Source organism: Eisenbergiella sp. OF01-20, from assembly GCF_003478085.1.
GTDB lineage: Bacteria > Bacillota > Clostridia > Lachnospirales > Lachnospiraceae > Eisenbergiella.
On the sequence record NZ_QUES01000046.1, the window covers coordinates 1 to 24,880 of the forward strand.

Sequence of the window (24,880 nt, forward strand, 5' to 3'; positions counted from 1 at the left end):
TCCTTTGCAGCCTTAGTACCGCTGCGTGATTATCCGAGCGGAAGCGTCCCCTGCAAGGTTCCTTGCAGGGCAGCTGGCCGCACGGGGAAGCAGGGCCGGGGGACGCCAAACTTTTTATCTGCCCCCCGATTCGTTCCCGGCCTTGTATCCCGTGAACGGATATGTTACAATTTGTAAAACGTTTTACAGGAAAGCCGGGCGGGGAGGGATAACATGCGGAACAAAATCAAACAACTATCCGATAAGGTTAAGCAGTATCTTCCTCCGGGAAAAACCTTAGATAATCTGCCGTTGTCCCGGAAGCTGATGCTTCTGTATATCTGCTGCGTCCTGCTGCCTTTGATCCTTACGGACAGCATTATTTTTTCCCTGGTAATTAAGGCGGAGCAAAGTTCCAGCCAGCATGAGATGGAGAACATCGCAGAGGCCATTCATTATACTTTAATCAACAGGATGGATAACGCAGCCAATCTTTCCCTGAATATATACAGTAATAAATACATTAATGAGTTTATGGAGGCGGAATATGCTTCCCCCCTTGCTTATTTTGAAAGCTATCGGGATTTTCTGAAGGATTCCCTCTATGAAGCAAGCGTCGGCACCAGTAATTACAATATCACCATGTATGCCGATAATCCGGGAATCATAAACGGCGGCAGCTTCTGGAAGCTGGACAGCGTCAGGGACAAGCAGTGGTATCAGGATTTCACAGCCTCCGGCAATGACATCCTGGCTTATCCCTATTATGAAAACACTTTCACCTCCACCCAGCGGAAAATTTCCATTATCCGCCGGATGGATTATTATCATAAGGGAAGCGGGCCTAATCTTGTGAAAATGGACATGGATTACAGCGGTATGTCGCAGAGCATCCTCCGTGCCAAGTATCGCTTTCTTGTATATATCTGTGATAACAACACGATTCTTTTTTCCAATGACGGACACGGCGGCATGGGTAAGCCTTATGAGACATTTCAGCCATCCATGTATAAACAGGTGGGGTATTCCAGGGACATGAATGTTTACGGAAGGGTCTGGAATATTTACATAATGAAAGAGGAACTGAATGCACTCGCAATCATCCGCAGCAATTCGGGACTGCTGCTTTTTCTGGTTTTTGTTAACCTGCTGCTTCCCGCACTTTTGATGATGGGTATCAACCGCTCCTTCACTTCCCGCCTGAGAGAACTGGGAACCGCTTTTGAAAAAGGGGATGTGGATGAGCTGACCGAGCTTCCCGCAGTCCGGGGGAAGGACGAGATCGGTGTGCTTATGGCCAGCTATAATCATATGGCCGGACGCATAAATGATCTGATCCAGACCGTCTACAAGGACAGGCTGAAGGAGCAGGAAATGGATATTGCAAGGCAGAATGCGGAGCTTCTGGCTCTGCACAGCCAGATTAATCCCCATTTTCTCTTCAATGCCCTGGAAAGCATCCGGATGCACAGCCTGATCAAAAAAGAAGAGGAAACCGCCGGGATGGTGGAGCGTCTGGCCCTGATGGAGCGGCAATATGTTGACTGGGGCACAGACAGCATAAGCATCCGGAAGGAGCTGCAGTTCGTGGAAGCCTATCTGGAGCTGCAGAAATACAGGTTCGGTGACAGGCTGTCCTACAAAATCGAAGCCGAAGAAGACTGCCTTTGCTGCTATGTGCCCAAACTGACCCTGGTAACCTTCGTTGAGAACGCCTGTGTGCACGGGCTGGAAAATAAAACGGCCCCCGGCTGGATTTTCGTCAGGTGCAGCAGCCGGGACGGCTTCCTTTCTATGGAAATCGAAGATACCGGACACGGGATGAGCGCCGTTCTGCTTGCTGATCTTCAGCAGAAAATGGAAAATGCAAGCATGCAGCTTCTGAAGGAAAAGAGCAGTGTCGGAATCCTCAATGCCTGTCTCCGTCTGCGCATGGCAACGGAAAATACGGTAAAATTCCAGTTGGAAAGCGAGGAAGCTTCCGGAACCATTGTGACAATCATTATTCCGGAAGAGAAACTGCGGACCGGCACCTGAAAACAGAGGCGTTTAAAAATACAGCACCGGCAGAGGGGGAATCCCCCTGCCTGAATGGCTGTAAAAGGGAGGGAACATATATGCTTCAGGTTTTATTGGTAGATGACGAACCTTTCATTCTGCAGGGTCTTTCCATGCTGATTGATTGGGAAAAAGAGGGCTTTGTAATCGCAGGCACCGCTGCAAACGGCCGGGAAGCCCTCGCATTTCTGGAAAAAACAAAGGTGGATCTGATTATAGCAGATATCAAAATGCCGTCAATGACAGGCATAGAGCTTCTGGAAAAAATAAGGACGCAGCATATATCCGATGCCTATTTTATTATTCTCAGCGGGTACAGTGATTTTGAATACGCCAGAAAAGCAATTCAGTACAGCTGTATGGATTATATCCTGAAGCCGGTGCGCCAGACGGAACTGCAGCATGTGCTGGACAAGGTAAAGGCCGACAGCACAAAGTCCCGGCAGCGCCGGGAGGAAGTGGCTTTACAGGAAAAAGCCTACTTTGCCAGAAATCTTATCGCCCTGATCTGCGGGAAATATGATCAGCTGAATCTGGAGCAGGTAAAAAGTAAAATGCGCACGGAAGGCGGTATCCGCTATATTGACATTGAAATCGACGATCGAGGGGAGGAAGAAACGGGGCGGCTTCCTTTGCATACGGCGGAAGATAAAAGACAGCTGCAGCGCCTTGTATACCAGTACTGTCTTGACCTTCTGGATGAGGACGGCTGGCACTGTATTTTTGATGTATCAAGCAATGAAAAGGATTATGATATCGGCCTCATATACTGTGATTATATGGCCCGGGAAGCAGGCATGGATGAACAGGAATATCTGGATCATTTCCTGGAAAGCATCCAGCGTACGACAAAATACCCCGTAGTCATGTTTGTGGGCAACAAGGTGGAGGACATCAGCCTTTTGTCGGAATCGTACCGGACAGCCAACATTGCCCGCTCCTTCCAGAATTTCCATGTGGAAGGCATGGGGCAGCGTATTTCCTGGTACGAAGAACAGGAACACGCAGAGGAAAGGACTTTGCTGTGTAAATCCAGTCTGGACGAGCTGATCCAGGCGGTGGAACAGAATGACAAAGAACGTATCCCTGCGCTTGTGGAGCAGCTATACGAGGATATCAACCGGAACAGCCTGGATGCCAAACTGGTCAGCCTGAATATAGATTATCTTCTGTTTCAGCTTGTACACATGGCGCAGGCCCAGGATACCAACGTAAACCAGGAGGAAATTCTGGAATTTATCAACGGGAACGCCTTTGATTCCGGCACGATGCGTGGCAGCCGTATGCATCTGAAACGTTTTGCCGAGGAATATGCGGATTATCTCTCCCAGCTTCGCGGCAAAAATATCCGGGGAAGCGTCATGGGCGACGTGGAACAGTATATCAAGGAGCATTATGCGGAAAATCTGACCCTGAAGGATCTGGGGCAGAAATATTTTATCAACAGCGCCTACCTGGGACAGCTGTTCCGGAAAACCTGCGGCGTATCCTTCAAGGACTATCTGAACAATTACAGGATTGATATGGCGGCCTCCCTTCTTCTTCATACGGATTTGAAAAATTATGAAATCATGGAAAAGGTGGGGTATCATGACCTGGATTATTTCATCAATAAATTTATCGCCTTAAAAGGCTGCACGCCCTCCAGATTCCGCAGGAAGAGCCGGGAGTAAATCCCCCGTAGAAGCATCGGAATATCCGGCCGTCAAGGCTGTGACAGGGCTGTTCTTTTAAAAAATCCGGACAAATTACCGTTCTTTTGTGCAACTATAATTTGCCCGGGTTTTTTATGCATTTTATCCGGTTGTTCTTTTGTTCATTTGGTATAGAATTAATATATAAGCAGTTACCCGGGTATACATATTAACAACTGCAATACGCAACAGGAATTAAAAATAACAGGAGGATTATATATGAAGAAGAATCAACTGACAGCGCTCCTTTTAACTGCTGCCCTGTCCGTTTCCCTTTTGGCAGGCTGCGGGAACAGCGCGGATACCGGCACATCACCCGCTGGTACCGCTTCCGGGACCGAAGGATCTGCGGCAGATGACGGGACCGTAAAGGAATTTACCGCATTTTTTGCAGTACCGGGCACGGAAATCAATGATGATAATGAAATACAGGCTGAAATAGCAAAAATCACCGGTGCCAGGGTAAAAGAAACCTGGCTGACAGGCCAGACCGCTCAGGAAGCCGTGGGAACCATGATTGCCGGCGGCGAATATCCCGATTTCATAGACGGCAGCGACGGACAGATTCAGCTGTACGAAGCGGGCGCCCTGGTTGCCCTGGATGATTACCTGGACAAATACCCCAATATCAAGAATTTCTATTCCGATGCAGAATGGGATAAGGTACGCCAGGATGACGGCAAAATTTACTGGATTCCCCAGTTCGGCAATATCTGGGAAAAGGACATGAGCGCCGTACACAGTGATGAGGCCTTCTGGATCCAGACCCGCGTTCTTAAATGGGCGGAATATCCTGAAATCAAAACCATGGATCAGTACTTTGACCTGATTGAACGTTACAATGAAGCCAATCCCACCATGGAGGACGGCACTGACAACATCCCCTATACCATCCTCTGTGATGACTGGAGATACTTCTGTCTGGAAAATGCACCGCAGTTCCTTGATGGCCATCCCAATGACGGCTCCGTTATCGTGGATACGGAAACCCTGAAAATTGTGGACTACAACACCACTCCCACTGCAAAAAGATATTTCCAGAAGCTGAACGAAGAATTCCAGAAGGGCATTGTGGATCCGGAATCCTTCACACAGACCTATGATGAATATATCGCCAAACTTTCCACCGGCCGCGTGCTGGGAATGATTGACCAGTGGTGGAATTTCGCTTATAGCGTCAACGATTCCTTGAAGCAGCAGGGTCTTGACAAACAGGGCTGTGACTATGTTCCGCTGCCCATCACAATCTCGGAAGATATCAAAAACATGTGGCATACCTCTGACGGCGCCCTGAATGTATCCAACGGACTTGGCATTACCACAAGCTGCAAGGATGTGGAAGGTGCACTGCAGTTCATCAATGACCTTTTAAGCCCTGAAGTGCTTACCCTGCGCAACTGGGGTATGGAAGGCGTGGATTATAATGCGGACGAAAACGGCCTGTTTTCCAAAACAGAAGAAATGCGTGTCAACGCGTCCGATCCCGCTTACAAAGCGTCCCACTTATGTACGTATTCCTACTTCCCCAACTACAGCGGCATGAGCCAGGACGGCATTAACGCCGCCACCCCTGCCGAACAGCCCCAGGAGTTCCTGGACGGCTTACAGGAGGATGTAAGAGAATGTCTGCAAGCATACGGCTGCTCTACTTATGTGGAAATGCTTGGAACCAATACCCCTCCCGGCCCCTGGTATCCTATGTACTCCTACAGCAATACCATGACCACCTCCACTCCCGGCGGCACAGCCTGGACGAAGATGGGCGAAATCAAGCACGAATATCTCCCCAAGGTAGTTATGGCTTCCGATTTTGAAAGCGCATGGGAAGAATACCTGAAGGTTTACTCCGACTGCAAGCCGGAAGATTTCCTTTCAGAAATGCAGACCGAGCTGGACAGAAGAATCCAGCTGGCAAAGGATAACGGAGAATATTAATTATCAGGCAACTGCCTGCAGGCAGCGGCGGTTACGTCAAGTGATTGCAGCTGCCTGCTGCATGTAAAGGAGTAAAGAGGTGTAAAAATGGCAGCAAAGGGAACAAGAAAAAACAAAAATAAAACACAGATTACATGGAAAGAAATAAGACGGCAAAAGGTCCTGATTTTCTGGGGTGCCGTTTTTGTAATATATGGCTTCATCTTCTGCTACCTGCCTCTGGGCGGCTGGCTGATGGCTTTTCAGAATTATAAACCAAAGGACGGTCTTCTGCATTCCCAGTTTGTAGGACTTGCAAAGTTCCAGCAGCTGTTTTCAGATGCCACCTTCCTGCGGGTTATCCGGAACACCCTGGCCATGGGAATCATTAACCTGGTCTTTACCTTTGTTATGGCAATTGCCTTTGCCATTTTACTGAACGAGGTCAAATCCCGTTCCGGCAAAAAGGTGGTGCAGACAATCTCTTATCTGCCCCATTTCCTCTCCTGGATCATCGTTACGGGCATTCTCCACGATGCCCTTTCAGGAACCGGCATTATTAATGAACTGCTGTTAAAATTCAATATTCTGGATCAGCCGCTGAACTTCTTTGCCTATCCCAAATATTTCTGGTGGATCGTTGCTTTTGCCAATGTCTGGAAGGAAACCGGCTGGAACGCTATTATCTATTTATCCGCCATTACCGCCATCGACCCTTCGCTTTATGAAGCAGCATCCATTGACGGCGCCGGACGCTGGGCCAAAATCAGGCACATCACCTTCCCCGGAATCAAGCCGACCATCATGATACTGCTTCTGATGAATGTGGGAAATGTGCTCAATGCCGGATTTGAAGTACAGTACCTGCTGGGCAACGGCCTGGTGCAAAGTGTATCCCAGACCATTGATATCTATGTACTCAAATGGGGCATCAGCCAGGGTGACTACGCGATTGGTACCGCCGCCGGCATTTTCAAAAGCGTGGTCAGCATCATACTGATTGTAGTTGCAAACCAGATGGCGAAGCATACCGGCGAAGAGCGGCTGTTCTAAGGAGGTGAACGGAAAATGGCAAAACAAAAAGAAATAGAATCCAAAAGTGTAAACTATAATACTTCGGTATCCGATAAGATTTTTACCATAATCAATACCCTGTTCCTGATCGCCTTTGTAGTCATCACCCTGTATCCGGTGCTGAACACCCTGGCAATCTCCTTAAACGACGGTATCGATTCCCTGCGCGGCGGCATTTATCTGATCCCCAGGAAATGGACCCTGCAGAATTACAAAACGGTAATCCATAAAAACAACCTGATAAACGGCGCCGTTGTTTCCGTGGCCCGTACCATTATCGGTACGCTGACGGCTCTGGCCGCCAACGCTCTCCTGGCTTTTATCGTCAGCCGGAAACGCTTCCTCTTCAAAAGCCAGCTTTCCCTGTTCTGGGTGGTTACTATGTATGTGAACGGCGGCCTGATCCCCGTGTTCCTTCTTTATAAAGGTCTGGGCCTGACCAACAGCTTCTGGGTATATATCGTGCCCGGTATGCTCAGCGCTTTCAACATGCTTGTCATCCGTACCTATATGACAGGAATTCCCGACAGCCTGGAGGAATCCGCCCAGCTGGACGGCGCGGGTTATATGACGATATTCCTTAAAATTGTTTCACCGCTGTGCAAACCGGTATACGCCACGGTTGCGCTGTTTGTGGCGGTAGGCCAGTGGAATTCCTGGTTCGACGCCATGCTGTACAACAGAATGAGTGACCAGTACACCACCCTTCAATACGAGCTGATGAAGCTGCTCTCTTCGGTAACCAACCAGGGGGCAAGTGCTGAATCCATGAAAAACGCCACAGCGGCAAGCGCCGTAACCCCTACCTCGGTACGTGCGGCGGCCACCATATTAACCATGCTTCCTATCGTCTGCCTGTATCCCTTTTTACAAAGATACTTTATTACAGGGCTTACAATCGGGGGCGTGAAGGAGTAAAATAATTATATTAACTCCGAGGAACAGCATTTCGCTACATAAATCAAAGAAAAAGAGTAACTGTGAGGGTACTGAACAGTTACGAGAAAGAAAGGAAAGAGGAAGGGATAATTATGTCAGGCGCATTTGAAACAGGAATTTACAGAAATGTATTTGCAGAATACGGGCTGCCGGAAGAAGAAATCGGAAAAAGGGTTACGGCCGCTTTCCAGACCATGTTCTATGGCAGTGAGGAAGAGCGGATTTACCACGAAGCCGGTACGGATATGGGTTATCTTACCGATACCGGAAATAATGACGTCCGCACCGAGGGCATGTCCTACGGTATGATGATGTGTGTCCAGCTGGATAAAAAAGAGGAATTCGACCGGATTTGGAAATGGTCGAAAACATATATGTATATGGATGCTGAGGCTTTAACAAATGAGCCTCACGGCAGCCGGCAAAACGAAGGGTATTTTGCCTGGTCCTGCGCCCTGGACGGAACCAAAAACGCCTGGGGACCTGCTCCTGACGGCGAGGAATTTTTTGCCATGGCACTCTTCTTCGCTTCCCACCGCTGGGGCGACGGGGAAGGGATTTTCAATTACTCCGCCCAGGCGCGCCGCCTTCTGCATGACTGCATCCACAAGGGCGAGCAGCCGGACACCGGAAAGCCCATGTGGGATCCGCAGAACCATCTGATTAAATTCATTACGGAATGTGATTTTTCCGATCCTTCCTACCATCTGCCCCATTTTTATGAGCTGTTCGCGTTGTGGGCGGACGAAGAGGATCGGGCGTTCTGGAAACAGGCAGCAACAGCAAGCCGGGAGTATCTGAAGAAGGCCTGCCATCCGGTAACCGGGCTATGTGCCGAGTACGCGGAATATGATGGAACCCCTGTAAAAAGCCAGCCGGGACAGAGCGACCGTCATGACTGGTATTACAGTGACGCGTACCGTACCATTGCCAATATCGGCCTGGATTACCTGTGGTTCGCCTGTGACCCCTGGGAAAAGGAAAATGCGGACAGGCTCCAGACCTTTTATTATGAGTCCGCACGGGATAACCAGGACGGTGTATTTCTCATAGACGGCACGCCGGCGGATAAAAAGGCGCTTCACCCTGTCGCCGTCATCGCAACCAACGCCCAGGCTTCCCTGGCTTCGGACGGGAAGTATGCGAAAGACTGCGTTATGAAGCTCTGGAATACGCCTCTGCGCACAGGAAACAGACGGTATTATGACAATTGTCTGTATCTGTTCGCACTGCTGGCACTGAGCGGGAAATACAGGATCTGGTAACAGAGGCCCTTCCGTGCATAGTCAAATCTGCCGTCCTGGCAATTTTTATCTGTCAGGGCGGCAGTCAGCCTTTGTTTCTTTCACGTGGCCGAATTCACCTGCCAGCTCAAAGCCTTTTTTAGCCGCCACCACGGCAATCACCTCGTTAATCACGGCGGCAGCGGCAATGGTTCCCTGAATGATGCCCGCATTTTCCGGCGCTGCCGCGGAAAGCACGGATACGGCTATCCCTGTAAATACCAGGGATACGCCGGAATGGGGTAACAGGGTAAGCCCCAGATACTTCCTTACGGTATCCGGCGATTTCGTTATCCTGCCGCCAAGCCTTGCGCCGAAATATTTCCCGCACGCTCTGGCGGCAATATAAACCGCAGTATATACGCCCGCCCCCAGAATCAGATGATAGTCCAAAGGGGCTCCCAGATTCAGGATAACAAGCACCATGGAAAGGCTGAGGATCGGATTGAAAGCTTCCATGATCTGTGCCAGGCGTTCCTGGGAGACCATGTTGGAAAACACGGCGGAAAACGCCATGCCCATCAGCATAAAATTCAGGATCGGTTTCGGCATCAGGAAGGTGTTGCACAAATACCCCGCCGCTGCCGTTGCCCCGATCAGGCAGATGAGAAGGATCAGAGTGACCGGTTCCGGCCGTTCCCTGCGAAGAAGAAAGCCGGCCGGAACTCCCACCGCTGCGCCGATTACCAGAGGAAGCACCACCACCACTGCGATCATATAAACAGGCAGCTTTTGCTCAGACACGTTTCCTGCCACAATCGCTATGGTGGTAAAGAATACCACTACCCCCACCATATCATCCAGGGCGGCCATAGGAATCAGGGTTCTGGTCACCGGCCCGTCGGTTCTGAATTCCTTTACGATGGAAAGGGCAGGTGCCGGAGCTGTAGCCAGCGCAATTCCACCAAATACAAAAGCCAGATATACCGATATGCCGTTTAGGGAAAACAGCACGGCAAATACGGCGGAAACCAGAAGGAAGGTTCCCAGCGACTGGGTCAGCGTGGTTATTATAATAGCCTTCCCGGATTTCCGGATACGGCTCCAGACCAGCTCCGTGCCGATCATCAGGCCGACGGCGCATTCCAGCACATGGATGGTATTCTGATACCACAGGGCGTCAAGGATCCCGCTGTCCATCCATTTCAGGCCATGAGGCCCCAGCAGCATGCCCGCAAGCAGCCAGCCCAGGATTGAGGGCAGCTTCAGCCGTGAAACCAGCTTCCCTATCAGCAGGGCGGCCGCAACCACAGCTGTTATTTTCACCAACGAAAGCATCATTCTCTTTTCCCCCTTTCTGCAATACCATAAAGCATATAGTCCAGGAAGCCGGAGAGCTTGGTCTCATGTGCCCTGACGATATCGGAAAAAGGCAGGCCATTGCAGGCCGGACTGCTGAAATAACCGTTAAACATCGTCTGCATCAGTGTAAAATATTCCATCGCCTCCTCTTCGGTCACATCCTTGCGCAGATTCAGCCCGGAAAGCAGCTGTCGGTACAGCATCCGGTTCCATTCATCAAATTCCCTTCTGCATTCCCCTATCTGTTCAGACAGCGCTGCAGGCGGCTGTAAAAGAGCCTCAAAAAACAGGCGGGCCTCCTTTTCCTTTTCCTGAAAGAAAAGCAGCCGGGCTTCCATATATTCCTGCGGCCCCATATCGCTGCCCTTTTCCTTCAGATATTTCAGGAGATCCGAAAAGCTTCGTTTTACGCAGGCAAGATAAAGAGCGTCTTTATTTTCATAATTGTGGTAAAGCAGCCCTTTCGGGATCCCTGCTGCGCATATATTGTTCAAAGCGGCGGCAGCATACCCTTTTTCCCCGAATTCCTCCATCGCGGCCGTCAGGATCCGTTCCTTTGTCAGCTCGGTTTTTTCTTCTTTTTTCATTTCATCCTCCTATTACGGACTGTTCAGTCTATAATAATGTAAACAGACCAGGCAGTCAATCATCAAAGGACACTTTATAATTATTTTATAATTTTGCTCCTATAGGCCGGACCGGCAGCCCCATCTTCTCCCGGTACCGAAAAAGGCGCTCTGACGAGCGCCCATGAATCCGGTATTCCTATTTCCTATCCCTGCTTTCCAGTATCCGTATATAGTGGTTGGCTTCACGGAGTACATGATCCGCAAGCAACGGCAGAATAATCGATGCAATTTTACATTCCAGTATTCCTTCCGTCCCGGCGGCTTTAAACTTTCTGTATTTCAAGGTCTCTTCCAATGATTTCTCCGTCAGCTCCCCGGTTGCCCTGCAATCCTGTTTCTTTGCCATCTCAAGCAATTTCTTATACTGCATCGCAAAATCATCCGCGGTCCCGATCAATTTCTCTTCACAAGGATCCAGCAGTCCGCGGATAAACAGCGCATGCTCCATCATAATACAATTCCAGAATTCTTCTTTTTCCCGGATGCAGTCACAACTAATCTCTCCGTCCGCTTTCAAATCCTCCAGAATCGAACAGTAAAGCTTCGCTTCCCGGATAATATGTTCCAGCAAAAGAGGATAATTCGCGGTAAACAGATTCCCCGCCCTGACTTCCTCGAGGATATTTTCTTTAAAATCAATGAAACCGCATAACAGCCATATCGCCTTTTTGTTAATACGCTCCACTATCCTTACTGTTTTTTCGTCTTCCTCCATGCCGCATCCCGGCCGCAGTTTCCCCTCCAAAGCCGTCAGGCCGCAGTTAATGGGGATACCGGTCAGATGCTGCGTTACCTTTTCTGCAGGAATCGTAAATTCCGTCACCAGTTCCCGGGATTTTAAAACCATACGGTCAACCCTCCCATCACTGATTTCCAGCACCTGTTTAAGGATTTCCCCGAACTCTTCCTGGTAATACTCCGCCCTCTTTATCCATTCCTTATTCTTGCACGGGAAGCCTGCCTGAAGAAATATAGCATGTTCTTTCATGATTCTTGCAAAGAAAAGATGGGTTTCCAGTGCTATTTCCACAAAATCTTTCATATTTACCGTATCCTTATATTTTGGACTTTTTACATAATATGACAATATTTATAAAAGGTTAACGCAAACTTCGCCGTTGCCGAATGGCCTTCCGCCGGCTGTCTGCACGGCGTTTCCTGCCGTCATTCCATAAAAAATACCCCGCCTTTCGGCAGGGTATTTTTTATACTTGCTCCATCAGAATTTATAGTTGTCGTAATTACCGTACTCCCGCCAGATATCCAGCATCATCTCGTACCGTTCCAGGGCCATTCCGGTGTATACACAGTTGGAGGTGGCAAACACATAGCCCTTTCCGGCCTCCATTCCCTGACGCAGGGCGCGCAGCACATCCTGCCGGCATTCCTCGTCCGTTCCGGTCTGGAGCAGGCCGCAGTTCACATTTCCGATCAGGGCGATGTTGTCGCCCACGATCCTGCGGACCTCCGTCAGATCCACGCCGCCCTGGGGATCCAGGGAATGGATGGCATCCGGCTTACAGTCGGCCATCTGTTTTACTATAGGCATGATATTACCGTCGGTATGTTTTATTGTATAATATCCCAGCTTCCGGTACTCCGCAATCACTTCTTTCAGATAAGGGATAATCAGCTCATCAAACTGCTCCGTGTTGAAAAAGGGGTTTACATTAAAGCAGTAATCCGAGCACAGGGCGAAGCCGTCCAGAAGATGGCCCCGTTCATGCAGCCTGGCGGCAAATTCCACGCTGGCATCCAGTCTTTTTTTACTTTCTTCATTCAGGACTTCCGGCTCTTCATACATCTGTGCGGCAAAATCCATCATGGAATCGCCGTCCGGGATAGCCCAGGTGGGATCCCCATGCATCATAATATAATATTCATCCCCTGTTTTTTCCCGGATTGTCTCCAGAAGCCATTGGGTGCTGTCCAAATCGCCGGGGTTAGGATGGATGAAAATGGCGCTGTGTCCGAAACGCCTGGCCGTATCGATATAGATATCCGCCATATCTTTTATATGCAGTCCTCTTTCCGTGCTGCTCATCTGATTCCACTGTTCGTAAAAACGATGGGAAGGATGCACCTTGCCGAAGGCTTCCATCGTCAGAAAAAAGACCAGTTCAAAGGTGGGCACCTGTCCTCCGATCTTCTCGCACTTCAGCGTGCGGATAAAACGTTCTCTGTTTGTCATATATTCTTTCCTCCTAGTTTTGTGAAGCAAAGCTTTTATGCCTGCTTCTCTTTATTCCTTATTTTTCATGCTTTCTGCACCCATAGGTGCAGGTTTCTTCATAAAGAGCCTCCAGGCTCTCTTTTTTCCAGTCCGGTGTGGTACCGTTTCCCATCGTAAGCATAAACCTCCCTTGCCCCCGGGAAAAGGTGTCGATGAGATGGCGTACTTCTTTACGTACCTCTTCCGGCGTGCCGAAGGGAATGGCCTGCTGGACATCAAAGCCGGCCAGAATGCAAATCCGATCCCCATAGGTATCCGCTATTTTCATTTCGTCCATTGTCCCCTTCTGGATAGGGTGGATCACATCCAGCCCGATTTCTATGAAATCCTCCAGGAACAGCTCCACATTGCCGCAGGTATGAAGCCAGAAATGCATGCCCAGTTCATGGGCCTTATCGCACAGCCGCTTGTAATAGGGTTTGAAGAACTCCCTGAAAATTTCCAGAGAAAAGAACGGGCTGTTCTGTGTCCCGATATCATCGGAAGCAAAAAAACCGTCCGCGTCCAGTTCTTCCTTTGCCCTCTCCATAGCCCTTACATAAAAGTCCGTCAGTTTTCCGAACAGCCTGTGGACTTCCTCCGGATACAGGTAAAAATCCGTGAGGGCGTTTTCCATCCCCCGCAGGGACCATAACCGTTCAAAATACAGATACCACCACCGGGCCAGCAGATATCGTTTTCCATCCTTATGAAACTCCGGTATCAGCCCCGGATAGTCCGGCGAAGGGAACCTTTCGAAAAATTCCTCCGCATCCTCCCAGTCCTCAATGACCACATCCGCATCCAGGCCCACGCCCTCGCGGTGTTTTCCCCCTGCCGCCGCCCACCGGTAATCTCCGTCCTTATCCGGGGCATCATACATATCCGGGAATTGCAGAAAAACCTCCTGCACATCCCTGGGGTACTTCTCCAGCAAAGCTTCCACCTGCGCCGTTTCCTTTTCCATAACGGACGGATAAATCCACAGGTCATACAATACCGGGATCCGAATACATCCCCGGCCCTCAATCACTTCCCTCACCTGTCTGGCTGTCAGATTCTCTATCATAGATTCCTTTTCCCCGCTTACTTCCGGTTCCAGGCCCGGAATACCGCTTCTACATTTTCCGGCTTCGCACCCGGTCCGAATTCACACTGGGCGATACAGCCTCCGTCTGCCCAGAGACTCTCTTTCACCGCTTTTACCGCCTCTTCCACCTGTGCGGGTGTTCCTTCCGGCAGGATATGCTGCCTGTCGATTTCTCCCCAGAAGGTAATCCGCCCCCGGTATTGCGCCAGTTTATCAATTCCCATACAGAAAATCTGGGAATTCAGGGCATCCAGGCCGAGCGCAATCATGGAAGGATAAATATCCAGGATGCAGCCGTCGGAATGCATAAATGTCTTTTTCCCATACTTCTTCGCTATGGCGATATAATCCCGGTACATGGGCTTGAAATAGGCTTCCCACAGTTTGGGAGAGATCAGCAGGCTTTTCTGGCTCCCCCAGTCATCCATAAAATTCAGGGCATCCACCTCCGTCTGCGCCCATTTTTCCAGAAGGGCACAGTAAAAACGGTGCATCCTTTCCATAAAATCGAGCATCCCCTGAGGCGGATCCATCAGATCCATATACAGCTCCTGTGTGGAACGCAGAAACTGCAGCTGCTCAAACGGCCTGGGACAGCAGCCTGCAATCACAAACCGGTCCGTCTCCCGGCAGAAACGGTTTACCGCATCCGTATCAAAGGTGAGCAGTTCCTCCGGAATATGTACCTTTCCCGCATCCGACCAGTCCTCCTCACGAATCACCGGCTCCTTGACCTCTCCGATCACTCCTTCATGGATATTGGTGAAGCGACAGCCCCATTCATCCACATACTCGCCCACCGCATAAGGATCCCCCATAACCGGCGGCTGCTTATCCAGAATAACCGGCGGCCCTGCAAAATCATCCGGATACAGCGCCCGGATCCGTTCCAGCTCCTTTCCGTAATTTTTCTCCGCCCAGGGCAGAACCCACAGCTGCCTGGGCACGATCCCTGTTTCATTACGGAATTCCAGTGTGGCTTTAACCAGTTCCCTTGGTGTCATAATCCTCTCCTATCCCTTTCTTTTCCGGCTCACATCGCTTTTCCGGCCCCGATTCCCTGACAAAGCCTGCGCATGCCGGAAGGAGATATCCCCGTTACCTTCCCATATACACGGTTCATTGCCTGAGGCCCGTTAAAGCCGCAGCGTATGGAGATCTCCGTTATGCTTTTCCTTCCCTCCGCCAGCAGGCGGTTGGCCTCCGATACCCGGATAAAATCCAGATACTCCTTAAAATTCCGTCCTGTCGTTTTCTTGAAATACCGGGAAGTATACGAATAATTCATATGCAGGCTGTCCGCCACCTCCCGAAGGCTGATATCCTGATCATAGTTTTCTTCCATAAAATGCAGGATCCTCTCCATGTCGCAAGGGCCTTCCTGCTGCCATCCGCCCCGGTACGGTTCCAGGATTTTCTCCCGCTGCAGATATCCCATAAGCAGGAAAATCTCCCCCTTTATCATCAGCTCATACCCATCCTGTTTTTCTTCCATTTCCCGTGCAATCCCGCAAAATAACGTATCCAGATATTCCCGCTGTACCTGTGTCAGCTCCGGCACCACCTCCCGCTTACTTAAAAAAGAATATAAATACCTGCCATACTTTTCCGCGCCTCCGTCTTTTTTCCCGCCGCTTCCCCGCTCAAACAAAGAAGGCATAAACTTTAAAACAAGTATCCGGATCCGCTGTCCCCTTCTGCCTCTGGTGGCATGAATATCCCCTCCGAGGATCACTGTCAGATCTCCTTCTTTTGTCATATATCGTTTCCCATTGACTATCTGCTCCGCCTTCCCCTCCAGAACAAACTGAAACTCCAGGCAATCATGCCAATGCTCCTGCACGTTCAAATCTCCTCCCGGCGCATCCTGTACGAAAACCTCCACCGGTACCTCCATGCCTTCATGCAGCTCTTTCTCAAAATCAGCCATAGGAATCTCTCCTTCTCAATACACCTTTTATCCTCAAACTATATCTTTTTTTCTCTCCTGACACTGGTAAAAATTTAAGAATTTTGGTAATTTTATATTCCCTGTCCATTCCTGTTCCGCTTCTCTGTCCGCATGTAAAAAAGAAGGAACAATCCGGCAAAAAAGCTATCGCCTTTCCCTTCCCATTCTGCTATGGTAAAGCCAGATAAAGACAGGAGGTAATTCGTATGAACTTTCAACCGGACTACAGACATATCGTGGATGCAGCCTATAACAGGGAAGCGGCCCGCCTTCCCCTGTACGAGCACATCGTTTCCGCCGATAAAATCGGGGAGATCACCGGAAGGGATTTTTCCGCACTCTATGACGGCAGCGAGGCGGATATCAGGGAATATTTCCATCATTACTGCCGGTTCTTCCGGGACTACGGCTATGACGTGATCCCGTTTGAATGCTGCATCGGGCAGGTTCTGCCCGGCGGCGGCGCCCTGGGGAACTGCCGCATCCCCCCGGCAATCCGCACACGGGCGGACTTTGACGCCTATCCCTGGGAAGATATCCCGGCCCTGTACTTTAAAAACAACAGCCGGTATTTTAAAGCCCTGGCCCAGGCCTTGCCGGAAGGCATGAAAGCGGTGGGCGGCGTGGGGAACGGCGTTTTTGAGATTGTCCAGGATCTTACCGGCTACCAGAATCTGTGTTATATTTCCGCCGACGATGAAGAACTCTATGCACAGCTTTTCCAAAAAGCCGGGCAGGTGAGCCGTCTTATCTGGGCGCGTTTCCTGGAGGAATTCGGGGATGCCTTCTGCCTGCTGCGCTTTGGGGATGATCTGGGGTATAAAAGCAATACCCTGCTGTCCGGGGAGGATATCCGCACCCACATTCTCCCGCAGTACCGGCCGGTTATTCAACAGGTCCACGCTAAGGGCAAGCCCTTCCTGCTGCATTCCTGCGGCTGTATTTTCAGCGTGATGGAAGATTTGATAGCCTGCGGCATCAACGCCAAGCATTCCAATGAAGATCAGATCGCGCCTTTTCCCTATTGGGTGGAATCCTACGGGGATCGTATCGGTAATTTCGGCGGCATCGATCTGGATGTGGTCTGCAGCGCTTCCCGGGAGGAAATGAAGGAATATATCGACGATGTTATCCGTGTCTGCAGCGGCCACGGCGGCTTTGCTTTCGGGAGCGGCAATTCCATTCCGGATTATGTTCCTGCCGAAGGCTATATAAATATGATTGAAATCGTACGGGAAATCCGGGGCGACTACCGGCCCTGAGTTGATTTCCCTCTTCCGCCCGGGCGGAGCATGCGCACACGTCCCGGGCGGTTTCTTATGGAACAACAGATATTGAACAACGGATAACCCGCGCAGCGTGCCATCCGTTGTTTCTCATGGACGCGAAAAAAGCGTTGTGCATTTTTCCTGCGGCTTAAGGCATATTCTTTGCATGATGGAAAAATAAGTATGTTTTACCCGTTCCCTCTGCCTGATGTCATCGCTGAGAACCGTCACCACAGCCGTATAGGCCGTGGGATTCACCAGTTCCAGGCGGACGGCCTTTTCCCCTGCTTCCAGGATCCGGCACCGGATATGATCACAGCAGCGTACCAGCCCGCAGGAAAAATCAATATATATGCCGGGAACCTCCGCATAGGTCAGCAGGCAGGCCACCTCCGGCCAGTTGGAGCCGTCCAGAAAGCCGCCCACCGTTTCTTTCCCTTCCCAGTCGCTGGTCTGCACCCGCTCATTCATATACCCCTCCGGCAGATCCGTACCCGCCAGCGTATGGACGGGCCGATCCGGCAGCGACACAAACTGCTGCAGGCTGTGGGATATCTCCGCCAGCCAGTCCAGGTACCGGGCCTGCCCCGTAAACCGGTACAGCTTCAGGAGGCTGTTCCCGGACAGCGTGCAGATCCCCGGTGCGGAATGCTTGTTCTGGGCATTGGCAAACACCGTTCCCAGGGTATGTACCTTCCTGGCAGCCGCCGCACTTTCCTCCGGAAAAACAAAATCATAGCTGACCACCCAGGTAACTGCAATTTCAAATGCCGCTTCGGCACAGGCCAGCCAGGTTTCTTCTCCCGTCGTTTCATACAGCTGCACAAAGCCCTCCAACATGCCGAAGGCCGACTCACTGTCCGGGGCCTGGCAGATTTCTCCCGGACCGCCGTTGAGGATTCCCTTTTCCACATAATTTACGGCATAGTATTCTCCCAGCGCCAGGGCGGTATCCAGATATTCCTTTTTGCCGAAAATCTCCCATGCCAGGGCCAGCGCTCCCACGGCGATTGCCGGCCCTGCGGAATTGCCAATTATCATCTCTTCCGTTTCTATGTTAATAAACTGGCCTATCTGACCGTATCTGTCAAACAGCCGTACAAAAGCATCCGCCTGGGCCGCAATCTTTTCCTTGTCTTTTGGCCGCAAAAGCCCTTTTCCGTCCAAAATCAAAAGTTCCTTTAAAAGAAAATACAGCAGATCCGCATCCTTCCTCACCAGAAGCGTACTTCCCGGCCGATCCAGCACAAAAGCATCCCCATAGCATATGCCGTCTGCATAGATGCCGCTTATCCATCCCTTCTCATTTTGCAGATGATCCAGGATAAACCGGAAAGTTGCAAGCCCTTTGGAAAATCCTTCTTCTTCCCGAAGGAACAAAAACGGCAGATTGCTGATGCCGCCTCCCACCCAGCCGGCCTGCCAGTGCTGCTGGATTACGGATCGATCCGTGCCCACGGTGAAATAGCCTTCTCCGTTTTCCCCCTCTTCCAGGAAATTATCCCGCAGATATTTTTCCCTCACTGCCCGAAAGCCCTCCGAAAAAGGCACGACATTCTCCCTGCTTCCTGTTTCCCTGCAAAAACGGAGGCTGTTGAAGCAGCGGAAATAAGCCGTTAAAGTGTCTGCGGCAAACACATGTACCTGAAAATCCAGCTCCGCCTCCTCCCCTGCCAAAAAGAGCCTTCCCTCATCCTCCGATTTCCGCCCGGAATCCGGGAAAAAGCCGGATCCGTCCTCTTTTTCTCCAAAGAAATATACCGTTTCTTCCCGCACACCGGGCGTCTGGAAGGTAAAACTGCAGGTTCTTTGTTCCGGATCCTCCCGGATGGAAAAGCCGGTATAACGGTCTGCCGCCCGGTGCTTTCCGAATAACAGGAAGCCTTCCTTTTTCAGCCTGTTATAAAACCCGATGGCCGGTACGGACATATCGCCGGACAAAAGCTGTATCCGTGACTTTTCATTGCCCATGGAAAGATGGGGGATATCCGTAATGACAGGAGGGGCGCCAAATATCTCCCCGGGGCCTGCCCGGTGGAAAGGCGGGTAAGGCAGAGGTCTGCTGTCAAACCGGTTCCCGTCATAGACAGCTGCCGGGGCGAATACGTAATTCTGCCTGTTCCAGTCCTCCTCCACCCATTCCAGACCTATGGAAACCGGCCTGGGGCAATCCTCGTCAAAACGGCAGGAAAGGGTTCCTTCCAGGCCCCCCTTCCCGGCTTTCCATTCCAGGCTTCCCTTACAATTTCCCCCACGGAACGCAAAAACACTGTTTTTCCCAGGCTGTATGCCCCTTCTCTCCAAAGTGACGGCACAGCTGCCCTCGTAAGTCCTATATACAATATTACATATCATAATTGTCTGCTCCTTTGTTTTCCCTCCACGATAGATAAAAGGAAAAAAGAATAGCTGCATTTCCTTTCAGACGTTTCGAAAAACTTCCTCTTCCGAGGATTCTTTTGCCGCCAGGCAGACACGCACACTTGAAATTCCCGCTTCCAGCGGGGCAACGGATCTTTGCACGTTTCCCCGGATCAGATCCAGGAAATTTCCGCACAATGCGCTGTCACCGCCGCCATGGCCTGCCGGAGGCGTATTCACTTTGACAGTAGTCACCTGATCACTCATATGATCATAAAGCGTAATTACATCCGAGACAAAATCAAATTCCACCGTTCCTTTATAGCCATAAAGTCTGGCCCCTCTGCGCGCCGCGCCCTTCCTGGCAAAGAAATTCTGGGAATAGACGGCGTGCATACCGGACGCATACCGCAGTATCAGGCTGCCGCTGTCTTCGTTTCCCGTATCCACGGCAAAGGAACAGTAGTCACTGCGCGGTATGTCATTTCTGGTTTTTTCAATATGATAGGTGCTGTCCATGCAGCTTTCCCATCTGTCACATTCGCTGCAGCGCAGCCCTGCCGGCATATCCCCCTTGTAAATCTGCTTGGATTTCATGGCACAGACCCGCAGCGGTTTCTCCCCGGTAAGGTAATTAATGACATCGATATCGTGTGTGGCCTTCTGCAGAAACAGTCCGTGGGAAACAGACTCATCCCGGTACCAGTCATGGAAATAAACGAAACCGTAGGATACATCGTTGAAGGCCTGCACCTGCTCCACCTTTCCGATGGCACCGGAATCTATGATTTTCCTGACTTCCTGTACAATCCGGGTAACCCGCAGGGGGAAGGAAACCACTACAGGGGCCTTCGCCTCATCCGCCAGCCGTTCCAGGAGCGCTACCTCTTTTCTGCTGACCGCTACCGGCTTTTCCAGAAACAGCGGTATCCCCCGCTCAAGGACAAGCTGTGCAAAATGCGTATGGGTGTTACAATTCGTCCCCACCAGCACACCATCCAGTTCCTCTGCATCCAGCATTTCTTCCGCCGTCCGGTAAAACCTGATGCTCTCCGGGTCTATGGGACACTTGCGCAGCATCCCGTCAATCTTATCAATTTCCATGGCATGGAGGAATTCTTTACTGCCTTTTTTGGTCATAAGCGCCTTTACCCGTTCCGGGTTTTGGTCCGCCACCGCACAAAGACATGCCTCTCCCGGAAGCGTCAGCAATTCATCCATCAGCATATCCGCCCGCACGCCGTAACCTATCACTCCTAAACGTATCATTTTTATACCTCCTGCCTATCGCGGATTCATCCGCGATACAGCATCCATACCTTCCTTTGTTTCTCTCCGGGAACCGGCAGGCCGGGGATACGGTTTACGTTTCCCCGGCCCGCAGCGGTTCTTATTTCCGCAGAATGTATGACTAAACATGCGGATGGCTCTCAGAGCGTCCGCTGTTGATTTTTAGTTGGCCGCTTTCCAGGCATCCAGCTGTTTCTGTTTTTCAGCAATAATATCCTTCACTCCTGCCGTCTCCAGCCGCTGCAGGAATTCCGGAAGAGCCTTTGCGGGATCCACGGAACCGGAGCTGAGGGCGGGAACCATCTCTGTGGTTATGGATGCACAATTGGCAAGCTGTGTCTTTACAGGCGTGGGATCAAAGGTGAATCCGGTTACCGGTGAGATTTCGGCCTCCTTATCCGCAGCAAATACTACGGACTGGGATTCCTTCTGCTTTTCACCGGCTTCGTTGCGGTTATAAAGGGCCCTGGTGAAATCCGGGCTGTAGGACTGGCCGATCTGCCATTCATTGTAGTTAAAGTTATATTTCCCATCCTGCAGGGCGAAGACGCCTTCTTCGTCATAGATATAATCCACGCCTTCTTCCCCCTGGGTGATGAGCAGATACAGTTCATCATTGGTGTTCAGAAGTTCAACCAGCTCCAGGGCCTTTTCGATATTAGGGGACTGGGCGTTGATTGCCACAGCTGCGGTGGAGCCTGCTGCTGCGGGGATTACGGTCCTGGTGGTGGAAACGGTATAAGAGGGCGCGTTTTCCACCGTACACATGGACATATGCTCCGCATCCTCGTTTCCTTCAAAATCAATGCTGTCCGGCCAGCCATAGGTCACTTCGGCAACGAATTTGGCCGCTTTTCTGTCCGGGGAGGTATCCTTTACGGTAGCGCCGTCTTTTCTCACATAGCCCTTTTCGTACCATTCCCGCATGATTTCACAATACCGGGCGAATTCTTCTGTCTCAAACTGGTTGATAACCGTGTCGGGATCTTCAAAACGTACCCAGCCGGGAGTGGTCATGTCGCCTACATTTTCCATATCCCACATCAGCGGCTCGTTGGCAAAAAGGCTGTAACCGGAGGAGGTTTCAAAGCCGATCATATCCGGATGGGCCTCCAGGGCTTCTCCCAGGAAGGGTCCCATCATTTCCAGGACTTCCAGGGTCGGTTTTCCCTTCACCGCTTTCCAGTCAAACCCCAGCTCATCCACGATATCGCTGCGGAATTTAAAACCTTTTCTGGAAGCAACGCCCCACTGCTGGTAATTTACCAGCCCATATATCCGTCCGTTCACCTTAACCCCGTCCCAAAGTCCCTCGGGAATCCTGGCATAGGTTTCCGGCGCATATACCGGTATCAGGTCGGTAAGATCCGCATAAGCGCCTTTTGCCGCATTTTCAAAGAAATTAATCCCGCCCCAGCTGGCGGTAAAGCACAGATCCCAGGCATCGCCGGAATTAATCATGAGGTTCATTTTGTCCGCATAGGTCGCCCCGTCCACCAGAATCAGGTTCAGGTGCGCATTGATTTCTTCCTCTATGATTGCATTGGCTTTTTCCATAATCCGTTCCTGGTCAATCACCGGGCCGTTGCTCATATAAAAACTAAGCTCCACCACCTCAGCGTCGTCCTTTTTCTCCGCGGCCGGAGTCTCCCCGGTCTCTGCCGTTGATTTTTCCGCAGCCTGCTCAGAGGCGGGCGCTTCCGGCGCTGCGGTTTCCTTGCTCCCGCAGCCTGCAAGTGTACCCAGCACCATGGCTCCTGCAAGCAGGATCGCCGTCATTCTTTTCTTTCTCATGTTTCTTCCTCCTATAATTTTATAATAACATATGGCACCGCTTCCGGTTCCATTTGTTTCCCGGTAACCGTTCAGAGACTGCCGTTATTCCTTGACAGCCCCGATGGTAAGCCCTTTTTCAAAATACTTTTGAAGCAGGGGATACAGCAGGATGATTGGCCCTATGGCAAGCACGCAGGTTGCCATCCGCGCACCCTCGCTCGGCAGTGTGCCAAGCGACTGTTCAATGGATCGGGATGCCTGGGCATTGGACTGTAAATACCCGATGTTATTCATCAGCGACTGCAGAAGGTACTGCAGCGTATGCAGCTTCGGCGTCTCGATATACAGGGAACAGGTCATCCAGTCATTCCAGTAGGCAATCGCCACAAACAGGCCGATAGCCGCCAGGGAAGGCGTGGATAAGGGCAGGACAATGGTAAAAAAAGTACGGATTTCACCGGAACCGTCAATCCTTGCGGATTCGATCAGGGAATTCGGTATCGTCCGGAAAAAGTTCTTCATAATCAGAACATTCACCGCGGAAACCAGGCTTGCAAGTATCAGTACCCATATGGTGTTTTTCAGGTGCAGGAAACGGGTCATCAGCATATAATAAGGAACCAGTCCGCCGTTAAACAGCACGGGGATGTAGACAAACAGGGATATTTTTTCCCGTGCCGTCACTTCTTCCCTCGTAAGGGAGTAGGCAAGCATGGAGGTCACCAGAAGATGAAGCCCTGTTCCCAGGACCGTAACTGCAATGGTCACCACATAGGCCTGTAAGACCGATCCCGCCCCGCTGAACACATATTTGTACGCGTCCGTGCTGAATACCCTGGGAATAAAATGATAGCCGTCCACCATCAGCGATGTTTCGTCTGTGAAGGAAATCCCCACTACCAGCAGAAGAGGGATCACACAAATCAGACACAGCAGGATAAAAACCAGGTGGAGCAAGAGCCTGGAAGGCCCGAATTTTTTTCTGTTGCTCATAAAGTATCTCCTTCCTCAGAACAGCGCGCTGTCCGGATCGATTTTTTTGATGACCATATTTGACAGCAGCACCAGCGCAAAGCCTATGGCGGACTGATAAAGGCCCACGGCCGCGGACATACCGTAATCATTGATTTTCTTAAGGGAACGGAACACATAGGTGTCAATAACATCCGTCGCCTTATACAAGGCCCCCGCATCATTGGGCAGGGTATAAAAAGCATTCCAGTCGCCCAGGCCGCCGTTGAACAGCTTTCCTACCCATAATAAGGAAAGGACAATCACCGTGGGACGGATCAGAGGCAGCGTCACATATTTGACCTGCTGCCATTTGGATGCACCGTCCAACTGGGCCGCCTCATAATAATCCGTATTGATTCCCGCTATGGCCGCCACATAGAGGACAGAGTAATAGCCCACATTTTTCCACAGGTAGGCCAGCGGCATAATCACCCGCCAATAGGCCGGTTCACTGTACCAGTAAATCTCCTCTCCCCCCAGACCGGTTATGGCATGGTTCACGATCCCCCTGTCCACACTGAGCAGACCGAATAATATGTACTGGATCACCACCCAGGAAAGGAAGGTGGGCAGAAGGATGGCCCCTTTATAGGTTGCCGCCAGATATTTATTTCCCACCTCATTCAGAAGAACGGCAAGTGCCACGGCGCATACTGTGACCAGCACGGCCTCCAGCATATTATAGACAAGCGTGTTTACCGTAACCGTGCGGGCTGTCTCCGATTTAAAGAAAAACTCGAAATTTTTAAACAGCGGATCCACCCATTTGCTTCCGAACAGACCGTCTACGGGGCTGTAATCCTTAAATGCGAGTATTACACCCGGCATGGGCAGATAAAATAGCAACCCTATGAAAAACAACCCCGGCGCCATCATCAGATAAAACGGCAGCTGTCTTTTCAGGGAACGTCTTCCGGCGCCTTTTTTCTTTTTCCTGTTCACTCCCATGTATCCTCCTCCTTTTTTTATAGGAAAGGTATCTTCCGGGAACTCTCCCGGCGTCTTTCCCGTCTGTCATCATTATGGGCAGCCCGCCCGGTTTTCTC

General features: G+C 50.8%; 19 protein-coding genes. 7 read left to right on the top strand and 12 right to left on the bottom strand.

Features of this window, described 5'->3' with window-relative positions; all coding sequences use genetic code 11:
• Positions 1-213: 213 nt before the first annotated feature.
• From DXA36_RS29175 to DXA36_RS29200, 6 genes are all read left to right on the top strand, one after another.
• Positions 214-2,016: a sensor histidine kinase gene (locus DXA36_RS29175; protein ID WP_118682779.1), complete on the top strand. Its 1,803-nt coding sequence runs from the start codon at positions 214-216 to the stop codon at positions 2,014-2,016.
• 80 nt (positions 2,017-2,096) lie between these two features.
• Positions 2,097-3,710 carry a response regulator transcription factor gene (locus DXA36_RS29180; RefSeq protein WP_118682780.1) on the top strand — a complete coding sequence of 538 codons (1,614 nt, stop codon included), beginning with the start codon at positions 2,097-2,099 and terminating at the stop codon, positions 3,708-3,710.
• A 240-nt stretch (positions 3,711-3,950) separates the two neighbouring features.
• Positions 3,951-5,666 carry a sugar ABC transporter substrate-binding protein gene (locus DXA36_RS29185; protein WP_118682781.1) on the top strand — a complete coding sequence of 572 codons (1,716 nt, stop codon included), beginning with the start codon at positions 3,951-3,953 and terminating at the stop codon, positions 5,664-5,666.
• Between the two features lie 87 nt (positions 5,667-5,753).
• Positions 5,754-6,698, top strand: a complete 945-nt coding sequence (locus tag DXA36_RS29190) for an ABC transporter permease (RefSeq protein WP_118682782.1) — start codon at positions 5,754-5,756, stop codon at positions 6,696-6,698.
• A gap of 15 nt (positions 6,699-6,713) precedes the next feature.
• A complete protein-coding gene (locus tag DXA36_RS29195) occupies positions 6,714-7,637 on the top strand; it encodes a carbohydrate ABC transporter permease (protein ID WP_243114773.1) in 924 nt (307 codons plus the stop codon).
• Between the two features lie 113 nt (positions 7,638-7,750).
• Complete coding sequence (locus DXA36_RS29200) at positions 7,751-8,923, top strand: glycosyl hydrolase family 8 (RefSeq protein WP_118682783.1); 1,173 nt, start codon at positions 7,751-7,753, stop codon at positions 8,921-8,923.
• Between the two features lie 45 nt (positions 8,924-8,968).
• Here the strand turns inward: DXA36_RS29200 and DXA36_RS29205 are convergent, their stop codons facing one another.
• From DXA36_RS29205 to DXA36_RS29235, 7 genes are all read right to left on the bottom strand, one after another.
• Entirely contained in the window at positions 8,969-10,222 is a 1,254-nt protein-coding gene (locus DXA36_RS29205; protein ID WP_118682784.1) for a cation:proton antiporter, read from the bottom strand.
• Positions 10,219-10,830, bottom strand: a complete 612-nt coding sequence (locus tag DXA36_RS29210) for a TetR/AcrR family transcriptional regulator (protein WP_118682785.1) — start codon at positions 10,828-10,830, stop codon at positions 10,219-10,221. Before DXA36_RS29210 ends, DXA36_RS29205 begins: the two co-directional genes overlap by 4 nt.
• Before the next feature lie 178 nt (positions 10,831-11,008).
• A complete protein-coding gene (locus tag DXA36_RS29215) occupies positions 11,009-11,914 on the bottom strand; it encodes a DUF2935 domain-containing protein (RefSeq protein ID WP_118682786.1) in 906 nt (301 codons plus the stop codon).
• Positions 11,915-12,091: 177 nt separating this feature from the next.
• The gene (locus DXA36_RS29220) at positions 12,092-13,063 is read right to left on the bottom strand and encodes a uroporphyrinogen decarboxylase family protein (RefSeq protein ID WP_118682787.1); all 972 of its coding nucleotides are present in this window, start codon (positions 13,061-13,063) and stop codon (positions 12,092-12,094) included.
• A gap of 58 nt (positions 13,064-13,121) precedes the next feature.
• Positions 13,122-14,153 carry a uroporphyrinogen decarboxylase family protein gene (locus DXA36_RS29225; RefSeq protein WP_118682788.1) on the bottom strand — a complete coding sequence of 344 codons (1,032 nt, stop codon included), beginning with the start codon at positions 14,151-14,153 and terminating at the stop codon, positions 13,122-13,124.
• Between the two features lie 17 nt (positions 14,154-14,170).
• Positions 14,171-15,178 (bottom strand): uroporphyrinogen decarboxylase family protein, encoded by a 1,008-nt coding sequence (locus tag DXA36_RS29230; RefSeq protein ID WP_118682789.1) that lies wholly within the window; start codon positions 15,176-15,178, stop codon positions 14,171-14,173.
• 29 nt (positions 15,179-15,207) lie between these two features.
• Positions 15,208-16,104: an AraC family transcriptional regulator gene (locus DXA36_RS29235; protein ID WP_118682790.1), complete on the bottom strand. Its 897-nt coding sequence runs from the start codon at positions 16,102-16,104 to the stop codon at positions 15,208-15,210.
• 227 nt (positions 16,105-16,331) lie between these two features.
• Between DXA36_RS29235 and DXA36_RS29240 the strand changes: the two genes are divergently transcribed.
• Entirely contained in the window at positions 16,332-17,387 is a 1,056-nt protein-coding gene (locus DXA36_RS29240) for a uroporphyrinogen decarboxylase family protein (RefSeq protein ID WP_118682791.1), read from the top strand.
• Positions 17,388-17,501: 114 nt separating this feature from the next.
• Here the strand turns inward: DXA36_RS29240 and DXA36_RS29245 are convergent, their stop codons facing one another.
• The 5 genes from DXA36_RS29245 to DXA36_RS29265 all read right to left on the bottom strand — a co-directional run bounded on the left by DXA36_RS29245 (position 17,502) and on the right by DXA36_RS29265 (position 24,782).
• Positions 17,502-19,748 (bottom strand): hypothetical protein, encoded by a 2,247-nt coding sequence (locus tag DXA36_RS29245; protein WP_147366658.1) that lies wholly within the window; start codon positions 19,746-19,748, stop codon positions 17,502-17,504.
• A gap of 66 nt (positions 19,749-19,814) precedes the next feature.
• The gene (locus DXA36_RS29250) at positions 19,815-21,023 is read right to left on the bottom strand and encodes a Gfo/Idh/MocA family protein (protein ID WP_118682793.1); all 1,209 of its coding nucleotides are present in this window, start codon (positions 21,021-21,023) and stop codon (positions 19,815-19,817) included.
• A gap of 183 nt (positions 21,024-21,206) precedes the next feature.
• Positions 21,207-22,838, bottom strand: a complete 1,632-nt coding sequence (locus DXA36_RS29255) for a DUF3502 domain-containing protein (RefSeq protein ID WP_118682794.1) — start codon at positions 22,836-22,838, stop codon at positions 21,207-21,209.
• Between the two features lie 84 nt (positions 22,839-22,922).
• Positions 22,923-23,813: a carbohydrate ABC transporter permease gene (locus tag DXA36_RS29260; RefSeq protein WP_118682795.1), complete on the bottom strand. Its 891-nt coding sequence runs from the start codon at positions 23,811-23,813 to the stop codon at positions 22,923-22,925.
• Positions 23,814-23,828: 15 nt separating this feature from the next.
• Positions 23,829-24,782 (bottom strand): ABC transporter permease, encoded by a 954-nt coding sequence (locus DXA36_RS29265; RefSeq protein WP_118682796.1) that lies wholly within the window; start codon positions 24,780-24,782, stop codon positions 23,829-23,831.
• Positions 24,783-24,880 lie beyond the last annotated feature (98 nt).

Excerpts from the sequence above, each read along its gene's own strand:
- DXA36_RS29235 (WP_118682790.1), bottom strand. The coding sequence starts at position 16,104 with ATGGCTGATTTTGAGAAAGAGCTGCATGAAGGCATGGAGGTACCGGTG.
- DXA36_RS29255 (WP_118682794.1), bottom strand. The coding sequence starts at position 22,838 with ATGAGAAAGAAAAGAATGACGGCGATCCTGCTTGCAGGAGCCATGGTG.
- DXA36_RS29220 (WP_118682787.1), bottom strand. The coding sequence starts at position 13,063 with ATGACAAACAGAGAACGTTTTATCCGCACGCTGAAGTGCGAGAAGATC.
- DXA36_RS29245 (WP_147366658.1), bottom strand. The coding sequence starts at position 19,748 with ATGATATGTAATATTGTATATAGGACTTACGAGGGCAGCTGTGCCGTC.
- DXA36_RS29175 (WP_118682779.1), top strand. The coding sequence starts at position 214 with ATGCGGAACAAAATCAAACAACTATCCGATAAGGTTAAGCAGTATCTT.
- DXA36_RS29185 (WP_118682781.1), top strand. The coding sequence starts at position 3,951 with ATGAAGAAGAATCAACTGACAGCGCTCCTTTTAACTGCTGCCCTGTCC.
- DXA36_RS29205 (WP_118682784.1), bottom strand. The coding sequence starts at position 10,222 with ATGATGCTTTCGTTGGTGAAAATAACAGCTGTGGTTGCGGCCGCCCTG.
- DXA36_RS29260 (WP_118682795.1), bottom strand. The coding sequence starts at position 23,813 with ATGAGCAACAGAAAAAAATTCGGGCCTTCCAGGCTCTTGCTCCACCTG.
- DXA36_RS29250 (WP_118682793.1), bottom strand. The coding sequence starts at position 21,023 with ATGATACGTTTAGGAGTGATAGGTTACGGCGTGCGGGCGGATATGCTG.
- DXA36_RS29215 (WP_118682786.1), bottom strand. The coding sequence starts at position 11,914 with ATGAAAGATTTTGTGGAAATAGCACTGGAAACCCATCTTTTCTTTGCA.
- DXA36_RS29195 (WP_243114773.1), top strand. The coding sequence starts at position 6,714 with ATGGCAAAACAAAAAGAAATAGAATCCAAAAGTGTAAACTATAATACT.
- DXA36_RS29210 (WP_118682785.1), bottom strand. The coding sequence starts at position 10,830 with ATGAAAAAAGAAGAAAAAACCGAGCTGACAAAGGAACGGATCCTGACG.
- DXA36_RS29230 (WP_118682789.1), bottom strand. The coding sequence starts at position 15,178 with ATGACACCAAGGGAACTGGTTAAAGCCACACTGGAATTCCGTAATGAA.
- DXA36_RS29265 (WP_118682796.1), bottom strand. The coding sequence starts at position 24,782 with ATGGGAGTGAACAGGAAAAAGAAAAAAGGCGCCGGAAGACGTTCCCTG.
- DXA36_RS29200 (WP_118682783.1), top strand. The coding sequence starts at position 7,751 with ATGTCAGGCGCATTTGAAACAGGAATTTACAGAAATGTATTTGCAGAA.
- DXA36_RS29240 (WP_118682791.1), top strand. The coding sequence starts at position 16,332 with ATGAACTTTCAACCGGACTACAGACATATCGTGGATGCAGCCTATAAC.
- DXA36_RS29225 (WP_118682788.1), bottom strand. The coding sequence starts at position 14,153 with ATGATAGAGAATCTGACAGCCAGACAGGTGAGGGAAGTGATTGAGGGC.
- DXA36_RS29180 (WP_118682780.1), top strand. The coding sequence starts at position 2,097 with ATGCTTCAGGTTTTATTGGTAGATGACGAACCTTTCATTCTGCAGGGT.
- DXA36_RS29190 (WP_118682782.1), top strand. The coding sequence starts at position 5,754 with ATGGCAGCAAAGGGAACAAGAAAAAACAAAAATAAAACACAGATTACA.